General features: G+C 39.8%; 21 protein-coding genes. 10 read left to right on the top strand and 11 right to left on the bottom strand.

Annotation, left to right across the window (positions count from 1 at the left end; genetic code table 11):
* The first annotated feature begins 24 nt into the window (after positions 1–24).
* From FHK89_RS01205 to FHK89_RS01215, 3 genes are all read left to right on the top strand, one after another.
* Positions 25–729, top strand: coding sequence for a ribonuclease T2 family protein (locus FHK89_RS01205; protein ID WP_230655877.1), 705 nt, complete (start codon positions 25–27; stop codon positions 727–729).
* A gap of 339 nt (positions 730–1,068) precedes the next feature.
* Positions 1,069–2,052 carry a malate dehydrogenase gene (locus tag FHK89_RS01210; RefSeq protein WP_230655878.1) on the top strand — a complete coding sequence of 328 codons (984 nt, stop codon included), beginning with the start codon at positions 1,069–1,071 and terminating at the stop codon, positions 2,050–2,052.
* Between the two features lie 228 nt (positions 2,053–2,280).
* Positions 2,281–2,520 (top strand): DUF2789 domain-containing protein, encoded by a 240-nt coding sequence (locus FHK89_RS01215; protein ID WP_230655879.1) that lies wholly within the window; start codon positions 2,281–2,283, stop codon positions 2,518–2,520.
* A gap of 174 nt (positions 2,521–2,694) precedes the next feature.
* Here the strand turns inward: FHK89_RS01215 and purN are convergent, their stop codons facing one another.
* Both purN and purM read right to left on the bottom strand, forming a co-directional pair.
* Positions 2,695–3,453, bottom strand: coding sequence for a phosphoribosylglycinamide formyltransferase (purN, locus tag FHK89_RS01220; protein ID WP_230655880.1), 759 nt, complete (start codon positions 3,451–3,453; stop codon positions 2,695–2,697).
* Positions 3,454–3,507: 54 nt separating this feature from the next.
* The gene (gene purM, locus FHK89_RS01225; RefSeq protein WP_230655881.1) at positions 3,508–4,581 is read right to left on the bottom strand and encodes a phosphoribosylformylglycinamidine cyclo-ligase; all 1,074 of its coding nucleotides are present in this window, start codon (positions 4,579–4,581) and stop codon (positions 3,508–3,510) included.
* Between the two features lie 266 nt (positions 4,582–4,847).
* On the opposite strand from purM, the gene FHK89_RS01230 reads away from it, so the two are divergent.
* The 3 genes from FHK89_RS01230 (at position 4,848) to FHK89_RS01240 (ending at position 7,878) form a co-directional block, all read left to right on the top strand.
* Complete coding sequence (locus FHK89_RS01230; protein WP_230655882.1) at positions 4,848–5,954, top strand: AI-2E family transporter; 1,107 nt, start codon at positions 4,848–4,850, stop codon at positions 5,952–5,954.
* Between the two features lie 355 nt (positions 5,955–6,309).
* Complete coding sequence (locus FHK89_RS01235) at positions 6,310–7,116, top strand: DnaA ATPase domain-containing protein (protein ID WP_230656034.1); 807 nt, start codon at positions 6,310–6,312, stop codon at positions 7,114–7,116.
* Between the two features lie 111 nt (positions 7,117–7,227).
* Positions 7,228–7,878: a DUF2057 family protein gene (locus FHK89_RS01240; RefSeq protein ID WP_230655883.1), complete on the top strand. Its 651-nt coding sequence runs from the start codon at positions 7,228–7,230 to the stop codon at positions 7,876–7,878.
* Positions 7,879–7,989: 111 nt separating this feature from the next.
* On the opposite strand, the gene FHK89_RS01245 is transcribed toward FHK89_RS01240, so the two are convergent.
* Positions 7,990–8,460 (bottom strand): Dps family protein, encoded by a 471-nt coding sequence (locus FHK89_RS01245; RefSeq protein WP_230655884.1) that lies wholly within the window; start codon positions 8,458–8,460, stop codon positions 7,990–7,992.
* A gap of 207 nt (positions 8,461–8,667) precedes the next feature.
* Complete coding sequence (locus FHK89_RS01250; RefSeq protein WP_230655885.1) at positions 8,668–9,318, bottom strand: YcxB family protein; 651 nt, start codon at positions 9,316–9,318, stop codon at positions 8,668–8,670.
* Between the two features lie 274 nt (positions 9,319–9,592).
* Here FHK89_RS01250 and serS point away from each other — a divergent pair, with 274 nt between their 5' ends.
* Together serS and FHK89_RS01260 are read left to right on the top strand one after the other, a co-directional pair.
* Positions 9,593–10,876, top strand: a complete 1,284-nt coding sequence (gene serS, locus FHK89_RS01255; RefSeq protein ID WP_230655886.1) for a serine--tRNA ligase — start codon at positions 9,593–9,595, stop codon at positions 10,874–10,876.
* Positions 10,877–10,913: 37 nt separating this feature from the next.
* Positions 10,914–11,309 (top strand): hypothetical protein, encoded by a 396-nt coding sequence (locus FHK89_RS01260; protein WP_230655887.1) that lies wholly within the window; start codon positions 10,914–10,916, stop codon positions 11,307–11,309.
* 20 nt (positions 11,310–11,329) lie between these two features.
* On the opposite strand, the gene FHK89_RS01265 is transcribed toward FHK89_RS01260, so the two are convergent.
* Positions 11,330–12,073, bottom strand: coding sequence for a hypothetical protein (locus tag FHK89_RS01265; RefSeq protein WP_230655888.1), 744 nt, complete (start codon positions 12,071–12,073; stop codon positions 11,330–11,332).
* Between the two features lie 167 nt (positions 12,074–12,240).
* Between FHK89_RS01265 and FHK89_RS01270 the strand changes: the two genes are divergently transcribed.
* Positions 12,241–12,735, top strand: coding sequence for a hypothetical protein (locus tag FHK89_RS01270; RefSeq protein WP_230655889.1), 495 nt, complete (start codon positions 12,241–12,243; stop codon positions 12,733–12,735).
* A 47-nt stretch (positions 12,736–12,782) separates the two neighbouring features.
* Here FHK89_RS01270 and FHK89_RS01275 read toward each other — a convergent pair whose 3' ends face one another.
* From FHK89_RS01275 to exaC (FHK89_RS01295), 5 genes are all read right to left on the bottom strand, one after another.
* On the bottom strand, positions 12,783–13,112 hold the full coding sequence (locus tag FHK89_RS01275; RefSeq protein ID WP_230655890.1) for a DUF779 domain-containing protein: 330 nt from the start codon (positions 13,110–13,112) through the stop codon (positions 12,783–12,785).
* Positions 13,113–13,312: 200 nt separating this feature from the next.
* Positions 13,313–14,839, bottom strand: a complete 1,527-nt coding sequence (exaC, locus tag FHK89_RS01280; protein WP_230655891.1) for an acetaldehyde dehydrogenase ExaC — start codon at positions 14,837–14,839, stop codon at positions 13,313–13,315.
* Positions 14,840–15,122: 283 nt separating this feature from the next.
* Positions 15,123–15,455 carry a DUF779 domain-containing protein gene (locus FHK89_RS01285; protein ID WP_230655892.1) on the bottom strand — a complete coding sequence of 111 codons (333 nt, stop codon included), beginning with the start codon at positions 15,453–15,455 and terminating at the stop codon, positions 15,123–15,125.
* Between the two features lie 114 nt (positions 15,456–15,569).
* Positions 15,570–16,598 (bottom strand): alcohol dehydrogenase AdhP, encoded by a 1,029-nt coding sequence (adhP, locus tag FHK89_RS01290; protein ID WP_230655893.1) that lies wholly within the window; start codon positions 16,596–16,598, stop codon positions 15,570–15,572.
* A 235-nt stretch (positions 16,599–16,833) separates the two neighbouring features.
* Positions 16,834–18,360: an acetaldehyde dehydrogenase ExaC gene (gene exaC, locus FHK89_RS01295; protein ID WP_230655894.1), complete on the bottom strand. Its 1,527-nt coding sequence runs from the start codon at positions 18,358–18,360 to the stop codon at positions 16,834–16,836.
* A 745-nt stretch (positions 18,361–19,105) separates the two neighbouring features.
* On the opposite strand from exaC (FHK89_RS01295), the gene FHK89_RS01300 reads away from it, so the two are divergent.
* Positions 19,106–19,525, top strand: coding sequence for a helix-turn-helix domain-containing protein (locus FHK89_RS01300; protein ID WP_230655895.1), 420 nt, complete (start codon positions 19,106–19,108; stop codon positions 19,523–19,525).
* Between the two features lie 228 nt (positions 19,526–19,753).
* Here the strand turns inward: FHK89_RS01300 and FHK89_RS01305 are convergent, their stop codons facing one another.
* Positions 19,754–21,211 (bottom strand): anion permease, encoded by a 1,458-nt coding sequence (locus FHK89_RS01305; RefSeq protein WP_230655896.1) that lies wholly within the window; start codon positions 21,209–21,211, stop codon positions 19,754–19,756.
* Positions 21,212–21,541: the final 330 nt, after the last annotated feature.

Raw genomic sequence — 21,541 nt, forward strand, 5'->3', positions numbered from 1 at the left:
GTTTTAGTGTGCTTTAGGATAATTATGGGTATTGTACAGTCAAGTCTTAATAAAAATACACACCGTCAAAAAAAAGCCAGAAGCCAGCGTTTGCTATTTTTATTAAAAAATGTTTTTGTGTTAGGGTGTGGTGCGATATTAGCAAGTATGAATGCGGGTGCCAGTGAGGCAAGACTTCCTAATCAAAATCGTAATCATGTATTAGTGCTAGAGATGACACCCGCCATGTGTCTATTTTATCCATCACGTACACAGATGCGCCAATGCCAAGAAGGTTATCGAGTTACTGTAGAAACTTTGGATTTGGGCTATGATTGTGTATCGAGCACCACACCAGTGTTGTCTCCTGTGCAAGAAAAAGTCGTCCATCGTATCATGCCTGATGACACCTTTATCAGACAAGCGTGGCGGCGATATGGTGCGTGTAGCCCCTATAGTGCCAGTGAATATTTTCGTTTGGTAACACGTTATAGCAGTAAATTAAGGCTGCCAACGGAGCTGACCGAAACGGGTCAATATCGCGTTGATAAAAACGCGTTTACTCAAAAATTTAAGCGTCTAAATCCTGATATTGGTATTAATCAAATTTACTTTAGCTGTCAGCAGGCGCAACAAAAGTCTATCTTAACCAAAATAGAGATATGTTACGCCAATAATAATCATAATAATTGCCCTAAAATGGCAGATGCCTGTCAAGATCAGATAACAATTTGGGGGAATTCTGGATAAGTCTAGCACCAAGGTTTTTTCGATGTTACACTTAGCTTGGTTCGATGTTAGTTCAATGTTATATTTAATCCGCTGTACTTTCAGGGAAAGAGGTGCGTACTATACTTAATAAGCTGGTTGTATGACTGTTAATATTGCATCAGATTTAGTTAGTTTTATTTATAATGATGCAAGTTAGTTATGGCGGTGTTGGTTATCACAACTAGAGCGTGTAGAACATATATAATAAGACGATGGACTGCACACGAGCACACTATTCATCCTTGTATTTAAGTGTTGTGGACTTGTCCATACACGATTTATTCTTTTATCTTAATAACACACAATGAGGAAAACTCTATGAAACAACCTGTTCGCGTTGCCGTTACTGGTGCTGCTGGTAATATCAGCTATGCCATGCTATTTCGTATTGCTTCTGGTGAAATGCTAGGCAAAGATCAGCCCGTTATTTTACAACTATTAGAAATTACTCCTGCGCTTGATGCCCTAAAAGGCGTGGTTATGGAGCTTGAAGACTGTGCTTTTCCATTACTTGCAGGTATCGTACAGACAGATGATGCGAACGTGGCATTCAAAGATGCGGATTATGCCTTATTAGTAGGTGCACGTCCTCGTGGACCTGGTATGGAGCGTAAAGATTTGCTTGAAGCCAATGCTGCGATTTTCTCTGCCCAAGGTAAAGCATTGAATGACGTTGCTAGCCGTGATGTAAAAGTATTGGTCGTTGGTAACCCTGCTAATACCAATGCTTTAATTGCTCAGCGCAATGCACCAGATCTAGATCCACGTAACTTCACTGCCATGACTCGCCTTGATCACAACCGTGGTATGGCACAGCTTGCAGAAGAGACTAACAGCACTGTTAATGACGTGAAAAAAATGATCATTTGGGGCAACCACTCTTCAACTCAGTATCCTGATTTAACCGAGTGTACTGTTAACGGTAAGCCTGCACTTGATCAAGTAGATCGTGATTGGTACGAAAACAGCTATATCCCAAGCGTACAAAAACGTGGTGCAGCCATTATTGAAGCGCGCGGTGCATCATCTGCTGCTTCTGCTGCCAATGCTGCCATTGCGCATATGCGTACTTGGGCACTTGGTAGCGATGAGAATGATTGGGTCTCTATGGGTGTGTACTCAAATGGTGAGTATGGCATTACCGAAGGTCTTATCTATTCATTCCCATGTACCACTAAAGATGGCGATTGGAGCATTGTAGAAGGTGTTGATGTATCATCTGACTTCTCTAAAGAAAAAATGAAAGCTACTGAGCAAGAGCTAACAGAAGAGCGTGATGCAGTTGCACATCTACTTCCATAGTAAGTCGTAGCAGTATTTTTGATTTTTTAAAACTGATAAGAAGCCTGTCGTAAGATGGGCTTTTTTATATGTAAAATGGCGTTATGATTAACACTATAAACGCCATTAACATAAGTTACACAAATAGCTATGGTTGCTTAATAGCGATAAAAGTAAATTTTATTGTATTATGATACAAGCTTGTTAGTTTTTTATAGCCACAATTCACAGCCAAAAAAAGGAATTAATATGTTAGGTGAACCAGAATATACCATGAATGATTTGTTTGCTCAGCTTGGGTTAGAGAGCTCAGATGAAGCCATTGAACAGTTTATTGCTGAGCATCAGTTAGATAAAGATGAAGAACTGATTGATGCAGATTTTTGGAATGAAAAACAGCGTATGTTCTTAAAAGAAGAATGGCAATTAGACGCAGTATGGGTAGAAGTGATTGATGAGTTAAATGTGCGTTTGCATCCAGATGCGTAGATAGACTAAGCGAGATAGCTCAACCTAATCTGATCAGATTAGGTTAGTAAGCAAGGTGAGCAATAGGCGGGTGATTGATAGGCATCAATCATCCGCTTTTTCTATTTTAGGACAGTTTTAAATGATATTAAAGAAATAAAAGATACAGTCTACTTTCTAAAAAATAAATATCCTTTAGCCAAAAAACTGTAATGGCAATGGTGGTGTATAGACAGCAGTACTGTTATCAGTATTACGCCCAGCTTCAGTCTGTTTGCTAGAGGCAGGGGCTAAAACAGAGTAGGGCAGAACGCCACTAGCAATCAGCTGTATTGTCCACGGCAATAGCACATGCTCACGCTTTTGTACTCGAGACTGTAGCGTGGTGGCATCTTCATTTTCTGCTACTTCTAGCACCGCTTGCGTCAACACTGTACCTGCGTCTAGCTCAGCGGTAACTACATGCACACTACAACCATGATAACGATCTCCTGCATTTAATACCCGCTGATGCGTATCTAGACCTTTATAGGCAGGCAAAAGTGATGGGTGTAGGTTAATCATCGGAGCAGGGGCAGCAGCAATAAACTCAGCACCCAATACCCGCATAAACCCTGCTAATACAATCAAGTCAGGTTGCCATGCTTGTAGCTGCTTAAGCGCATGGCGTTCAAAGGTACGAATCCCCATGCGTTTACCTGCTTTTTCACCACTTTGAATGTGGGAGAAAATAGCCGTGTTTATTCCTGCTTGCTGTGCACGTGTGACCGCATAGGCATCTTGTTTATTACTAATCACCCCGACAATTTCAATGGGCAGTTTGCCTGCTTGCATGCTATCGATTAATACTTGTAGATTGCTACCATTGCCAGATACCAGTACCGCCACTTTTAATGGCGATGTGGTGATGTTTTGTTGTACAAAGTAAGCAGGAGTGGTGATAGATTGGCTCATATTATGTTCACTTGAGGTTGTCATAAGAGTCTGCGCTACAGTTTCTGCTCTACATTAACGATAGATAACAGCATCTGTGTCTGCTGCACGGTTGACCATTTCACCAAGTTGCCATGCTGTTTCACCAGCCTGTGTTAGGGTATCAATTGCAGTTTGTGCGTGCTTGGCAGGGACAACTACGACGAAGCCCACCCCACAGTTAAAGGTGCGATACATCTCAGATTGAGCAATATTGCCATTTTGTTGTAACCAGTTAAATAGTTCAGGCATCTGCCAGCTTTGTGTATTAATTTGCGCCGCTAGAGATTCTGGTAATACACGGGGTAAGTTTTCGGTCAAGCCGCCACCAGTGATGTGTGACATGGCGTGTAAATTATCATTACCCAGTACTTTTTGTAGTGCTTGAATGGCTTTAACGTAGATTTTGGTAGGTGCCATTAATGCTTGTGCTAATGGAACGCCATCAAGAGTTTCATTGGTGTTAGTAATATCTACGCCACTAACTTCAATAACTTTACGGATTAACGAATAGCCGTTAGAGTGTGCACCGCTTGAAGCGATGGCAATAAGGGCATCACCTTTGGCAACAGACTCTCCAGTGATGACCTCATCTTCTTCAACGACACCGACACAAAATCCAGCTAAGTCATAGTCGTCAGCTTGATACATACCGGGCATTTCTGCTGTTTCACCCCCAATAAGGGCGCAGCCTGCTTGCTGACAACCTTTACCAATTCCTGTCACGACAGCGGTGGCAGTGTCTACATCTAGCTTGCCTGTGGCATAGTAGTCTAAGAAAAATAACGGCTCAGCACCGCAAACCAATAAATCATTGACACACATGGCGACCAAATCAATACCAATGCTATCGTGCATCTGTAATGCTAAGGCCAGTTTAAGTTTTGTACCCACACCGTCTGTACCAGAAACGAGCAAGGGTGAGCGATAACCTTGTGGGATACGGCACAATGCTCCAAAGCCACCAAGTCCACCGACAACTTCTGGACGTGATGTTGCACGTGCTACCGATTTAATACGTTGAACCAATGCATCACCAGCATCAATATCGACACCAGCATCTTTATAACTAAGAGAAGTAGAAGAGGGGGTAGCGTTTGGATTGCTCATGAGGGTAGATTGCCTTTTAATATAAAGTGATAAGAGGAAATATGAGTGTTATTGTATGAAAAATTACATAACCAAATGATATGTGTTCATATATTGGGTTATTATACGCAATCTGGCTATGGAAACTCTACTAAAAACCCATTATGCTTAGCAGCTTATGAGTCAAAAAATGGCTCTGGCAACAAAAAAAGACGAAAAGTCATTTGTTTTTGCGATAATGTGCTGTTTTTAAAAACCTAATTTTCTTTTTCATTGGTACAATCGCCATGATTATAAAAACCATCGATCCTTTTTTTCGCCGTCTTTTTATTGTAACAGCGATTCTTATTAGTTTGTACCTTTTATACCTTCTGACACCAGTTATCATTCCTTTTTTATCAGCGTTTATCTTAGCTTATCTATTTAATCCCATCGTTAAACGCCTTAGTCGTTATATGCGTCGTTGGATAGCGATTATCTTAGTCTATTTGTCTATTATATTGGGAGTAGCTGTGTTGTTATGGTGGTTAGTGCCCACCATTTGGATGCAGCTACAAGCTGCTTGGGACTATATACCCCAAGCATTGTCATGGTATAACGATGTGGTACGCAAATGGGTGGTGAGTCATAGTCATAATCGCTTTGATCTGCCACCGCTTGAGTCGCGTATGCTCTCTGAGAGTCTGGTGGATTATCTGAGTGTGAACTATAAAGTAATTGATGCCCAATCAATGATTAGCAAGTTACTAAACTCAGGAATGGCGGTGATAAATAATACAGGTATGCTGGTACTTGTCCCTATTTTGACCTTTTACTTTTTGTTTAATTGGGATAAACGATTGCAGCAGTGGAGAATGGCTTTGCCGCGCCAATATGCACCAAAAATTATTGAGATTGCTCACGATTGTGACAAAGCATTGATGGCGTTTGTTAAAGGTCAACTTTTGGTGATGATCTTACTTGGCATTGTTTATGCGGTGCAGTTACAATTAATTGGATTGGAGCTTGGGCTAATCATCGGTATGGTGGCAGGTATCGCAAGCTTTGTCCCTTATCTTGGTTTTGGTATTGGATTTATTGCTGCCATCATTGCAGGTTTATTCCAGTTTGGTACAGACTGGGTACATTTGAGCTTGATAGTCGGTGCATTTTTGGTTGGGCAGGCAGTTGAAGGTTATATTCTTCAGCCTTTATTGTTAGGTGATAAAATTGGACTATCTCCTTTATGGGTCATCTTTTCAGTACTGGCAGGTGCGGCCTTATTAGGCTTTGTGGGTATGCTTATTGCGCTACCTGTATCAGCGATTATTAATGTGCTATTCCAACATGCTTATGCCGCTTATCGGAAGAGTGAACTGTATGCAGGTCGCCGTCAATTACGTTTATTTGATTGATGGATGAAGTAAGATAGATGAGAGAGACTTGCTCAGCCAGATGGCATGGGTTTATCAGCATGGTATTGTTATAATAATACCATTGTTGATGAAGGCTTAATTAAGCTGACATACAGATGCGCTATTATTGATGGATAGTATTAAATAGCCATTCAGTGTATTAGTGTAAAGACATTGTTTAGATTGAGTTGAATTATTTGGCTGACAGTATTTGTGCTTTGTCAATCATAGTCATAGTGTGGTATAAATGGAGTCTTTATAACCATCAACAAATATAATAGAAATCATTAAGTCATAATGATAATCAACGATAAAACATCTTGTGCCGATCATAATCATAATGAGTACTTTAAATATGGTAGATGCTCAGCTTAGTCTGAATCTGGATATAAAACGAGATGCAAGTTTAAGTGACTTTGCAGGACCAGGGTGGTCGACGATTATTGATGCCATACGCCAATTGCATGTAGGGCTTATCAGACAGCTTTATATATATGGCAGTCCTGCAACAGGAAAATCACATCTATTGTCTGCTATTTGTGAGTCTTATGTAGAAATGGACAGATCAGCCATTTGCTTATCTTTAAGTGAGCTGATTCATACAGATGTGAGTGTATTAGCATCACTTGAGAGTTTTGAAGTCATTGCAATAGATGATTTAGAGGCAATTCGTCATAGCCGAGTATGGCAAGAAGCCATTTTTCATCTGATCAATCGTAGTCGTGAAGGGCATAGTCAATTGGTTTTTGCTGCACATACACCTGCTAGTGAGTTGCCATTTGAATTGCATGATTTGCTCACTCGTTTGATTCAAGCGCCCGCGTTTCGTGTGCCTGAAGGGCATACATTAGAAGATAGGCAAGCGATGCTCAATTCAATCTTACGCCGCCGTGGTTGGCAGTTTGATCAGCGTATCACTGAGCATCTGCTTAATGAAGGGCCGCATCGTATCGGTGGTATGATAGATATTTTAAATTTTATTCAGCCCATGTTTTCAAATCTAAATCGAGCGTATGTCTCAAAAGCGGTTATTAATGATGCCATTCGTTTGATTGATGAGCAGACATTGACTGCTGAATTGGCAGACATTCATCAAGAAATACAAGCGGATTATCGTGAAAAAAGCCAGCTTGATGATGATAATATGACGTTTGATTTTTAATATCTATCAATGATTATTGGCTAATAGTATTTCTTTTTTCACCCTCGTTTTGCTGATGTGTCATTGCTAATCAGGGACCAAACTTTTTTATAATAAATTTTAGGATAATGTATGAAATATCAAACCTTAGTAGGCGCTCTTTCACTTTGTACTGCTACCATGCTAATGACTGTTTCAGCCCAAGCAGCAGTGACTTTATTGGTTGATGATAATATCAAAGTAACTGCAATCAATGGACAAGAAATCAAACAAGGTCTGTTTCAGCCATTAACCAAGCAGTTTACTTTAGAGTCTGGTAAACATGTCATTACTGCCAAATATGACCGACTTTATGATTTATCAGGTGATAATCATGACTATCTGCGTTCAAATAATGTCAGTGTAACCGCTGAATTGGCAGACAATCAAACCTATCGTTTGACCATGCCCGGTCAGCCAGAAGCCTATCGAGAAGCAAGAAAATATGCTGAGCACCCAACCTTAGCCATTGAACAAGATAATCAAGTCATTGCTCAGCAAGAAAGTGTGAATGGTTCTGGTGGTGGTCTGTTCTCTGGTATCTCCAGTGCAATCGGTGGTATGTTTGGTGGTGGTAATGCACAGACAGCCAATCAACAAGCCATTGCTGCGCTTGAGACCCCCAATGCATCGTCAACGGCTGTTAATGCCAATAATACCAGTACCTTAGATAAGTTTATGCAGCTTTGGTTGCAAGCGACTCCTGAGGAGCGTGAAAAGATTCGCCAGTGGATACAAGAATGATGATATAAAAGAATATTCATTTTAAATTTTCAGTACAAAAAATGCCCATCTGTTAAGACGGGCATTTTTTATACTTTAACTTTGCGTTTTTAATAGCACATTTAGCAAAAATTAGCCTAAGAATGCATTATACATCCAGATAAGTTTTTCTTGCTCTTGTACATATTCAGTCACTAGGTCAGAAGAACCTTGGTCTTCAACGGCTTCAGCAGCTTCGGCAACTTCACGCTGTTCTTTAATTAGCTCTTGTAAGCCATTCACCAAACCTTCAACGCATTTGCGACCATCAAAGACATTTTTGTCTTCTTTGATACTAGAGTGTTGAGCAAAGTCGCTATAAGCGTGTAGTGGGGTGCCACCTAAAGTTAAGATGCGCTCTGCAATCTCATCAATTTGAAGCTGCAATGCAGTATAAAGTTCTTCAAATTTTACATGCAATGAGAAAAAGTGCTCACCTTTTACATTCCAGTGGTATCCACGTACATTAATATAAAAAATGTGGTAGCTTGATAGCAAGTCATTTAGTTTTTCGATAACGCTGCTCATGTCTTTTGTTTCTAAACCGATTTGATTGGTAGTCATTATTTTCACCTTTTAGTTTTGAGTTTAAGTGTTTGAAAAACGCCAGTAGCGTTTGATGGTTATTATATTAACAACAGACTAATATTTAGTAAAATAAATCATTTTTATATTTATGATATGTTTTACTAATAAATAAGCTTGCTACGACCATAGACCATTCAGGTTGAAGCAAGCATACAGCAAATTTGAGTGATGATAGTGTTAGAATTATTTGGTTATTGTTTCTGGTTGTAGTCCACGAACTGGGACAGCTTCTTGTAAATGTTTGCGTACAGAATCAATGGGGAATTTTTGTTGTTGTAGACGTTTGGGAATGATTTGGCTACCTTGCTGTCCTTTTATTTCAAATAGCATAAAGATGTAATCATCGGTCTCTTCCCAGTTTTTGATGGCATTCCAAGGTATCACGGCTTGTTGCTGCTGACCTCCACGCATCTGCATACCACGCATGGCTTTAGGTTGTACACCAGCGTTAGGTGCTGGCATTGACATGACCAAACCATGTTGTTGCACACCAATTTTTAATGCTTTCATCTCTTCTGGCATTTGTTGTTCTGCCATTTGTTTTTCAAATTCTTTTTTAACATACCAGCGTAGCCCAATGGTTCTGACAAGCAAGTAAACCACCACTAATATTAACATTAACCAAAAAATAGCGGTTGAATAGCCTGAGACTAATAATAAGCCTGCAATCGCTAAAGCAACGACAACAGCAATGACAATCCATTCTTTGGTTTTAAGGCTTTTTAGGGTGTAGGGAGGATTGCTTTGTTCAAATAGCTCAAATTGTGCTTGTTGAAACTCATCTTCTGTGAGGTTTAAGGCAATAGGTTGTAGGGTATAGGGATACAATGCCATGGGTATGCTCAGTGTCAAATATCAATAATAAGAAAAATATGAAAGAGGAACGATGAAATAGTTTGTTAGCGTGTATCTTACCGAAATCGTGCTTTAAATGAAACCTATAAGCATAAACTTAGCCAAAGCAATAAGTAAAACAACCAGTAGGAGGAGTAAAAGTAGTCAAAAACAGTGTGGCTTGCTATGATAGTGGGTTAAAAGTTTAACATGTTAAGCTCATTATTATTAGATTATTAACGGCTATTTATTTGCAATTACAGTAGGTATATTTATGATTGACCCAAAATTATTACGTCAAGATTTAGACACCTTAAAACAACGTCTAGCTACCCGTGGTTATGAGTTAGATACTGACTTTTGGCAACAAGTGGAGTCAGAGCGTAAGTCATTACAGGTAAGGACTGAAGAATTACAAGCCAAGCGCAATGCAGGGGCGAAACAAGTCGGTGTGCTGAAAAAAAATGGCGAAGATGCCAGTGAGCTATTAGAGCAGATGCAGGCAATTAGTGGTGATATTAAGCAAGCCGAAGAAGATTTGCGCAGTCTACAGGAGCGTATCAATACCGCTGCGCTGCAAATACCTAATCTGCCTGCTGAGGGTGTGCCTGTTGGCGCAGATGAGAGCGAGAATGTCGAAATTCGTCGTTGGGGTGAGCCACGTAAGTTTGACTTTGCAATCAAAGACCATAGTGATATGGGTGAGCAGCTTGGGTTATTAGACTTTGAAGCGGCAGCAAAGCTGACAGGTAGCCGTTTTAATGTATTAAAAGGACAACTGGCACAGATGCACCGTGCATTAATCCAGTTTATGCTTAACACGCATACGCAAAAATATGGCTATATCGAAACTTATGTGCCGTATATTGTCAACTCAGACAGCCTGCAAGGCACAGGGCAGTTGCCAAAATTTGAAGAAGATTTGTTTAAACTGACCAATCATACCAATAACGATGAGATGGGCTTTTATCTGATTCCGACTGCTGAAGTACCCATGACTAACTTGGTACGTGGTGAGCGTCTGGAAGCTGGTGAATTACCACTGAAATTTACTGCACATACGCCCTGTTTTCGTAGTGAGGCTGGCTCACATGGGCGCGATACACGTGGACTAATTCGCCAACATCAGTTTGAAAAAGTAGAGATGGTTAATATTGCGACAGCGGCTCAGTCTGATGAGCTACTAGAGGCGATGACAGGGCAGGCGGAGTATATTTTACAGCAGTTAGAATTGCCATATCGTGTGGTGCAGTTATGTACCGGTGATATGGGTTTTAGTGCGCAAAAGACTTATGATATTGAAGTATGGTTACCTAGCCAAGATACGTATCGTGAAATCTCTAGCTGCTCAAACTGTGGTGACTTTCAGGCACGGCGTATGGGTACACGAGTAAAAGATGGCAAAAAGACGGAGCTGGCACATACGCTAAATGGTTCTGGTTTAGCAGTGGGTCGTACTTTGCTTGCAGTGATGGAAAATCATCAAAATGCAGATGGCAGTATCACTATTCCTGAGGTATTACGTCCATTTATGGGTGGAAGTGAGAAAATTGGTTAGCCAGTTATTCTTGTTAAAATAAAGCAAGGGGCATCAAATGCATGAGCCTGATCACAATAGCTGGCAAGTTGATACGACTTGTCAGCAACTGCGTTATTCACAATATTTAATCTATGGTCAAAGTCAGGGTGATAATTTGCTCGGCTTCACAATAGATGTGAGTGCTTATATTTGTGATGAAGAGGTTTGCTTTTTTGTGAGTGAACAGCGATTGGATAATCCTGATTGTATGTTGGTGTTGCATTGTCGGTTTGCTGAGGAGGTAAGTGGGCAGTTTATGGCGGATTATTTGCAACAGAAATGGCTTAAATACATTCGTTACCTTGAGTTTGAAAAGCATCATATTGAGTGGGTTGATGATGAGTTGCATTTTTATTATGTGACTCGTAGTGGTCCAATACTGGGGGTAACAGGGAAAATAGTAGCGAGATAGGTATATAGGGGTGCAAAAACTTAATATCTTTCTACTATTCCCCAACGGTTGACCTCATAGTTGGTGTGCAATCTAAATCCATAAAGCTGTGTTGGATTACTGTTCCAGTCATAAACTTGTGAGCGTATAAAACGAAAATTATCCATATCTTGACGCAAAGAATATAGCTGATTGAGTTTTTCTAAGTTTGCCCGTTCCATATCGCTAATATCATCTTTTTGCAAAATATCATCATGCAGGCTAATGAAATAACATTGTGAGCCACCTTTTTCCCCTGCTAGATAATAGCAGTAAACTGCACTATCATCATTTGGGTTATAGCTGACATGGTCGGCATTGTTAGGAATAAAGGGCAGTAATTTGTTATTGATGTTATCGACATGATATTTCATATTATATAAGTGACATTCATTATTTATGGTGTCTGTATCATAGGTATAATAATTCCAAAATTTATCATCAGCATAAGTTTGATGGTATAAATGACGAAAATTTTGCATGTCTGCGGTGTTACCAATAATACGTAACGTGGGAAATTCAAAAGCATCACCCGCTGCCATTTTATAATCTATCCCGAGCTGACTGGCAAGAATGGATATTTGTTGTTGCCGACATAAATCATAGGTGATTAAAAGAAATTCATCTTTTTGCTGAGATTTATAAATAGCGTAAAAAATAATGATAAAAATAGTAAAGATTATTAGAAAAAAATATAATCTGAGTGATTTTGATTTTCTTTTGATTGAGGTGGTATTATTATTCATGGTTATATTCTCAAACAAATATTTTATAATTAGCAAATTATGTCATTGATATCAACTCTAAAAGGTATACTCGGTGAAGGGGTGGTTAGTATCGTCACTTGGATAATTGAGTCTAAACCTTGGATGATTAAGGTTTAAAGAAAAATAAGTTGGTTAGGATAATAAATATGTTGTATACAAATAGTAGTATGCAAGAGTTTTTAAAAAATAAAAAAGATTTAATTGCTAAAAGTTCTTTAGATTCTATGTTATTGGAAGTAATTAATAAAGGTTTTTATCGATTAGAAGACTGTGTGTTTTTAAGAGAAATATTTCCTAAAAATTATATGGACATAGATTTTGACCAATTATATGATTCGGCAATATATCGTGATTATTCTGGGTTTGAAAGTTTTGTAAATAAATTTCATATCGAAGATTTCACTCAAAATAATGTATTTATACAGGCTATCCTCTTTGCTAAACTATTTCGTATGCAATGGACAAAACAATTCCCAAATCAGCCTATCACTACGATAGTTGGTTTTCAAGATGATGAAATGGGTAAGTTGGCAACATTCACTTTTCACCGTAATAGAGCTAATGAAGTAGTTTATAGTATTGATAATATTGAAAAATTTTCACAACCTATATTTATAGAAGTAATAAATAACTGTTCTTAACTTGAATACATCTACTATCAAATCCATCAACATCAATATGATAACATTTAGTTAATAACACACACATCCGAGCGCACAATAAAGCGCTTGCCTTCAGGAATTTCTAACGAAAAACTTGCCCCACGCCCATTGACCACATCAATGGTCAAATCAGTATGTTGCCATAGTTTATATTGAGCCTTATCCATATAAAAAGGACAGCCTTCTAGTTCACCGACCAACTCATCAACCGCACCGACTTTAAATTCACCGAGTGGATAACACATTGGCGAACTACCATCGCAGCAGCCACCAGATTGGTGAAACATCAGCTCACCATGCTTAGACTTTAATAATGTTATGAGTTCTTTACAGGCATCCGTTGCTATTAATTGCATAAGTTTTCCCTAAGTTTAATGAATAAAAAATGCAATCCATCAGCCGACAGATTGCATTTTAAATTTAACCGTTAGACACATCACTGTCGTAAGTTTGATACCATTTCTATTAATTAACCTATCGAGAAAAACGAGTGCAAGTACTACAATTAGTAGGCTAAGCGAGTTTGACAAAGATAGGTTACTTTAGAGAACTGGTATTAGAAGAAACCCTGTGCTTTGGTGCTGTACGAAACCAAGATATTTTTGGTTTGCTGATAGTGGTCAAGCATCATTTTGTGGGTTTCACGTCCGATACCAGATTTTTTGTAGCCACCAAAGGCAGCATGTGCAGGATAGACATGATAGCAGTTTGTCCACACACGACCTGCTTGGATACCACGACCAAAGCGGTAGGCACGATTAATATCACGAGTCCATACTGCCGCACCTAGACCATACAAGGTATCATTGGCAATTTCCATGGCTTCTTCATCATCTTTAAAGGTGGTGACTGCCAGTACAGGTCCAAAGATTTCTTCTTGGAAGACACGCATGTCATTGGTACCTTTAAAGATGGTGGGCTGCACATAGTAGCCTTCACTTAGCTCGCCGTCATGTTTGGCTTGCTCACCACCGACCAATACTTCTGCACCTTCTTTTTTACCAATATCTAGGTAAGAGAGGATTTTCTCAAGTTGGTCTGAGCTGGCTTGCGCACCAATCATGGTTTCAGTATCAAGTGGGTTGCCTTGTTTGATGGCTTTCACCCGCTCAACACAACGCTCGATAAACTTGTCATAAATGCTTTCATGCACTAAAGCACGAGAGGGGCAAGTACATACTTCACCTTGGTTTAGGGCAAACATTACCAAGCCTTCGATGGCTTTATCAAGGTAGTCATCGTCGGCGTCCATCACATCTTCAAAGAAGATATTGGGGCTTTTGCCACCAAGCTCTAGAGTGACAGGAATGATGTTTTCACTGGCGTATTGCATGATGAGGCGACCTGTGGTGGTCTCTCCAGTAAACGCAACTTTATTAATGCGAGGGTTTGATGCCAATGGTTTACCTGCTTCAACACCAAAGCCATTGACCACGTTGAGTACGCCTTTGGGCAGGATATCTGCAATACCAATGGTGTCTAGTAAGAATAAGATAGAAGCGGGTGTTTGCTCGGCAGGTTTTAAGATAACACAGTTACCCGCCGCTAGAGCAGGAGCGATTTTCCAGATTGCCATCAAAATAGGGAAGTTCCACGGGATAATCTGTCCGACTACACCAAGCGGCTCATGAAAGTGATAGGCAACGGTGTCTTCATCAATTTGGCTAATACCGCCTTCTTGGGCGCGAATTGCCCCTGCAAAATAACGCAGTTGGTCAACAGCAAGTGGAATATCAGCTGCCAGTGTTTCACGAACCGGTTTGCCATTTTCAAAGCTTTCGGCAATGGCGATGGCTTCTAAGTTTTCTTCGATTTTATCAGCAATTTTAAGTAGGATATTGGCACGGTCAGCTACTTTGGTTTTGCCCCAAGCGTCTTTGGCAGCATGAGCGGCGTCTAGGGCTTTTTCAATGTCCGCTTCTTTTGAGCGTGCGACTTGACATACAACTGAACCGTTAATTGGGCTGGTACTTTCAAAGTATTCACCATCAGCAGGTTCTACCCATTCATTATTAATAAAGTTGCCGTATTTTTCTTTAAATTGTACTGGGCTATTTGAGGTATTTGGATAATCATATTGCATATTTATATTCCTTATTGCTCATTATAATGAAAATAATTCCGTCAGTATATTAGGTAGAGTATCAGTAAAGAACTTGATATTTATGGAATGATAAATTAAGTGATATTTCCTACCAGTGGATAGGCTTGTGGGTATGCAGTTTTTATTAGGGCAACTATCCATGTGTATATCATTGGAACTATTACATATTTTATTTTTAAACTGCCCTTTCATCGTACTAATTTTTTGGATAAATAGATAGTAGAAATTGATAATTATCTTTGTGTTTTTGTATAAAGAATATTTATGAGTTTTTAGCACATATATCAGAACGTACAATAAACCGCTTACCCTCAGGAATTTCTAATGAAAAACTTGCGCCACGCCCGTTGACCACATCGATGGTTAAGTCTGTATGTTTCCATAATTCATATTGTGCTTTGCCCATATAAAAAGGACAGCCTTCTAATTCTCCAACCAACACATCAGCACCGCCAACTTTAAATTCACCGAGTGGATAGCACATCGGCGAGCTACCATCACAACAGCCACCAGATTGATGAAACATCAACTCACCATGTTTGGATTTCAGTTGGTTAATCAGTTGTTTACAAGCATTAGTGGCAATGACTTTCATGATTTTTCCTTGAATGGATATAGGTTTTAAATAAAAATGTCCTATAAGAGTAATAGGACATTTTTTATTTTAAAATACAATGTTTTAGTACGTATTATTGGCGTTGCCCAAAATTTATGCGTTCATATCTAGCACGATACGTCCTTCGATTTGTCCTTGACGCATACGCTCAAAAATATCATTGATATTTTCTAATGGCTCACTGGCAACTGTGGCTTTTACTTTATTTTCTCCAGCCATGTTTAGTGATTCTTGTAAATCAAGGCGTGTACCTACAATTGAACCACGAACCGTGATGCCATTTAATATCATATCAAAAATGGGTAGTGGGAAATCACCTGGTGGTAAGCCATTCATAGCTATAGTACCGCCACGGCGTACCATGGTTAATGCTTGCTCAAATGCTTTGGGCGAGACAGCCGTAATCAATGCGCCATGAGCGCCACCGATTTCTTTTTTCAAAAAAGCGCCAGGGTCAGTCTTTTTGGCGTTTACCGTAACAGTTGCCCCTAAGCGTTCAGCCAGTTTTAGTTTGTTGTCATCAATATCAACCGCTGCCACATTCATTCCCATAGCTTTGGCATATTGTACCGCCATATGTCCTAAACCGCCGATGCCTGAGATGACCACCCATTGACCTGGTTTGGTTTCTGTCATTTTTAAGCCTTTATAGACGGTGACTCCAGCACACAATACGGGAGCGACTTCAATAAAGTCAACACTGTCTGGGAGGTGACCAACATAATTGGCATCGGCTAAGGCATATTCTGCAAAGCCACCATTGACAGAGTAGCCAGTGTTTTCTTGGGATTCGCATAAAGTTTCCCAGCCGCCTAAGCAGTGCTCACAATAACCACAGGCAGAATATAGCCAAGGTACACCGACTCTATCGCCTTCTTTGACATGAGTGACACCACGACCAACAGCAGAAACAAAGCCTACACCTTCATGTCCAGGGATAAATGGAGGTTTAGGTTTGACAGGCCAATCACCCTCAGCAGCGTGCAAGTCAGTATGACAGACACCAGAGGCTTGAATATTGACAACAATCTCACCATCGCTTGGAGTGGGGATATCTACTTCTTCGATGCTTAATGGTTTGCCGAATTCATGAACAACGGCAGCTTTCATTTTGTTTGACATGATTATCTCCTTGCCTTCCTTGGTTAAAAGCTGAATAATTCAGCTTATATTTGATGGTTGTGGTATATGATTTATGTCATAGAGTCATACAAAAAACAGTCAATCAACTCGCTTAACTGCGATACAACCATCTCTCATTTAGCCAGCACAGTCTCTACATAGCTGAGAGTTTCTGCTTTGTAGCGATATGACAACTAAAATCTTATTTGCCACTATAAGTATTCAACAGATCTTTTTAGAAAAATCCCATTGCTTTAGGGCTATACGATACTAATATGTTTTTGGTTTGCTGATAATGCTCTAACATCATCTTATGGTTTTCACGTCCAATCCCAGATTGCTTGTATCCACCAAAGGCAGCATGGGCAGGATAGAGATGGTAGCAGTTTGTCCATACACGACCTGCTTGGATACCACGACCAAAGCGATAGGCTTTATTTATACTGCGAGTCCAAACGCCTGCACCGAGCCCATATAAAGTATCATTAGCAATTTGCATGGCTTCATCATCATCTTTAAAGGTGGTGACAGACAGCACCGGCCCAAAGATTTCTTCTTGAAAGACTCGCATGTCATTGGTGCCTTTAAAGATAGTGGGCTGCACATAGTAGCCTTCACTCAGATCACCATCATGTTTGGCTTGTTCACCACCGACCAATACTTCTGCACCTTCTTTTTTACCAATGTCTAGATAAGATAATATTTTTTCTAACTGATCAGAGCTGGCTTGCGCGCCGACCATGGTATCGGTATCAAGCGGATTACCCAACTTGATGGCTTTCACCCGCTCAACACAACGCTCGATAAATTTGTCATAAATACTCTCATGTATTAAGGCACGAGAGGGGCAAGTACAGACTTCGCCTTGGTTTAGAGCAAACATCACCAAGCCTTCGATGGCTTTATCAAGGTAATCATCATCGGCATTCATCACATCTTCAAAGAAGATATTGGGGCTTTTGCCACCAAGCTCTAGGGTGACAGGAATGATGTTTTCACTGGCGTATTGCATGATAAGGCGACCTGTGGTGGTCTCTCCTGTAAACGCAACTTTGTTAATGCGTGGGTTTGATGCTAGTGGTTTACCTGCTTCGACACCAAAGCCATTGACCACATTGAGTACACCTTTGGGTAGTATGTCTGCCATACCAATGGTTTCTAGCAAAAACATAATAGAGGCGGGGGTTTGTTCTGCAGGTTTTAAGACAATACAGTTACCAGCAGCTAATGCAGGTGCAATTTTCCATACCGCCATTAAAATTGGGAAGTTCCAAGGGATAATCTGTCCGACTACGCCAAGTGGCTCATGAAAATGATAGGCAACGGTATCGTCATCTATTTGACTAATACCACCTTCTTGCGCCCGAATCACCCCTGCATAGTAGCGAAAATGATCTACGGCTAAAGGGATATCAGCAGCCAGTGTTTCACGTACAGGCTTACCATTATCAAAGGTTTCGGCAATGGCAATGGCTTCTAGGTTTTCTTCAATTTTATCGGCAATTTTTAGCAGAATATTGCTGCGTTCAGTGACGCTGGTTTTAGCCCAAGCATCTTTGGCAGCATGAGCAGCATCAAGGGCTTTTTCGATATCTGCTTCTTTTGAGCGTGCAACTTGACAAAAAACTTTACCAGTGACGGGGCTGCTATTTTCAAAGTACTCACCATCGGCTGGAGCGACCCATTCACCGTTGATAAAATTGTCATATTTTTCTTTAAATTGTACTGGGCTGTCAGAGGTATTGGGATATTTATATTGCATGGATAACACTCCTTGTTATGGTTATTTATATCAAACTAAAGCCTAGAACATACAAGATACCCTAGACTTTCAATAGTACGCCTAATTTTTGCAAATTAATAATTACAATTTATATGTAAGTTTAGATTATTCATAACAAATATTTATTATTCATAAATTATTAAATTCATGGAATAATGGAATTTTTTGGTTCGTTTAAGTTGTTTAAGGTTTAAGTCATGTACATGGTTTTTCTATAGGACTTACGCGGTTTCATAGATTATTAGCAGCTGGTAATCATTTACTCGCTGGCTGTACGTAGTTGCAGAGGCTTCGTAAATAACTCCCAGTTTATTAAGATAAATATTGTACTTTGGTGTAAGTCCTATCTATTTAAGAACCTGTATTCATAGTCCAAAATCAGGGGAATTTTAAACTAAAATTGCGTAATACAAGGCAAATTTGGGGGCGAATAGTCACTCTATTTAACCCAAAATTTAACGCCGTAGTACGTCTATTTTAGGCAAAAAGCTACCATTATGGGTTGTGAATACAGGTTCTAAATCAGTATTTTGTGATTTCTGTCGGGTATTTGTCGTGCTGGTGTCGTGTTTATATTGTGTTTGCTTAGATATGATGTGCAGTATCACGCTATTATCGGTACTGTCTAGCAATATGATATTAGTTGACCATAAATAATATAGGTTGGGTATAAAATTTAAGCTGAATAAAAATAGGGTTAGACGTAAAACTAAGGAGAAAATCAGTGCAGTCTAAAGTGAAAGCAATGCGTGATGCTAATGGCTGGTCGCAAGAGCAACTTGCGGAAATGGCAGGCTTAAGCACACGTACTATTCAGCGCATTGAGCGTGGTCAGCGTGCGGGACTAGAATCATGGAAATCCCTTGCTGCGGTGTTTGATACAACCATTAATGAGATACAAGAAGAAAGTGATATGAATACGGTTGTAGAAAACTCACAATTTGCTGATGAAGAAGCTAAAGCATTGAAAGCAGTACGCAAATTGCGGCGTTGGTATATCAGCATTATGTATTATGTGGCAGTGATGGGGGTGGCATATTTTAATAATGCAGATATGCTCATGGGTTATGTTGTGCCGTTGCTGTGGGTGCTTGGGGCAACATTACTGCTGATTATTATCAACCATTATCGTCAACCTGCTTAATCGTAATTTGTATTGATGAATGATTATAGCTGTGACCGTGCAGGGCATTTTACACTGCACGGTTTTTTATTGATTTGACTATGGATTATTCTATCTATAACTCCACTCTCAACTTGTTTTTCTAATCTATTGATTTTACTAGCGTCAAATTTTATACCAAAATGCTTGAATAACTTTAACCCTAGAAAAATCGGTATAGTCACAGAAGTTGAGAGTGAGGTATCTATATTAGTAATATCCCAACAACTTCCACCAGATTAAGCCTGCACCAATCCATACAATCATATTAACCACACTCATAATCGCACCTGTGATCCACCATTCGCCTAGTGTGGTGTAGCCTGAGTTATAAATAACGGGCGCTGTTCCTGTGGCATAGTGGGTAAGACTCATCATGATATTACCTGTGGCAGCCAGTATGAGTGCATAAAGCATTGGCGGTGCACCAAGAGCAAGTCCGACCGCATAAAAAGCGGCAAACATCGCTGTAATATGAGCGGTAGTACTGGCAAAAAAGTAATGGATATATAAATAGACCAAAGTTAAGATTGCCACAGCACCCACCCAGCCAAAGCCAGTGGTGGCAATCGCTGAATTGATATTGGCTGAAAACCACTCAATAAGCCCAAGCTTATTCAAAAAAGACGCCATCATAATCAGCGCACCAAACCAAACGATGGTATCCCAAGCAGATTTTTCTTTTAGTACATCTTCCCAAGTTAAAACACCTGTCAAGATAAGCAAAGATAAGCCTAAAAATGCTGTGGTGGTGGCATCAACCATATAAGCATCGCCCAGTAATAGTGCAGGTATATTTGCCCATAAAATTAGCATTAATGCAAAAACACCGAGCATGATTTTTTCTTGTTTGCTTACTTTGCCCAGTTTGGCTAAGTTTTCTTGTGCAAAGCCTTTGGCATCGGGGGTCTCTTTGATTTCGGGAGGATACACCAAATAAATGACCAATGGCATCAGTAAAATACACAACATACCAGGAACAAACATGGCGACAGCCCATGTTGTCCAGCTTAGATGAATGTCATTGCCAGTGGCATTAGCGATTAAATCTACCACCAATGGGTTAGGTGCAGTGGCAGTGATAAACATACCTGAGGTGATGGGGTTGGCTTGGAAATTAACCAAGGATAAGTAGCGACCGATTTTATTTTGGGTGCCTTCCTCGGGCGTGGAGTGAAAGCTATGTGCAATCGACTTCATAATCGGGTGAATAATACCACCACCACGCGCTGTATTAGAAGGAGTAATGGGGGCAATCAACAGCTCAGCAATGGATAAAGAGTAGGCGATACCGATGGTTTTTTTGCCAAATACTGAAATAAAATAATAGGCAATGCGTGCGCCCAACCCTGTTTTGATCAGACCACGTGATATCATCACTGCAATACCAATCAGCCAGATTAATGGACTAGAAAAGCTGGATAATGCATCGCTGATTGCGCCTTTGGGTGTGTCGTTGGTGACACCTGTAATGGCGACTAGCATCACTGCAATGATGGCAATTGCACCGATGGGCAATACTTTACCAATAATGGCAGCGATGGTGGCAACAAATAGTGCTAATAAGTGCCATGCATCGGGACTGACGCCTTCTGGTACAGGAATTACAAACCAGATAATAAGTCCGATTAAGATTGAGATAACGGCGGGAATGGGTTTGAATGGCATAAGATACCTCGTTATTGTTATTTATTATTGTGCAAAATTGTTTATCGTAAGCTTTCAGTGATGTTGACTTTGACTATATTGAAGATAAGTGACAGTATGTTGAAAGCTATCTGCGAGTTACTATAAACAGATGTTTTTACAAAATTTATTAGATGATTATACCTCTTATGCTGCTGTAATTCCTTACAAAATAAAAGGTATTTAACTATTTAATTTTAAACAACTTTTGTTTGGTTTTTTGGGTGTGATAAGTATGAATTTGCTCAGCAGTAAAATAATAAAATCAATACCATCATTGTTTGCTTATCTTTTGATGATAGCAATGAACAG

The sequence above is a fragment of the Psychrobacter sp. I-STPA10 genome, from assembly GCF_021012795.1.
In the GTDB taxonomy this organism is placed as follows: domain Bacteria; phylum Pseudomonadota; class Gammaproteobacteria; order Pseudomonadales; family Moraxellaceae; genus Psychrobacter.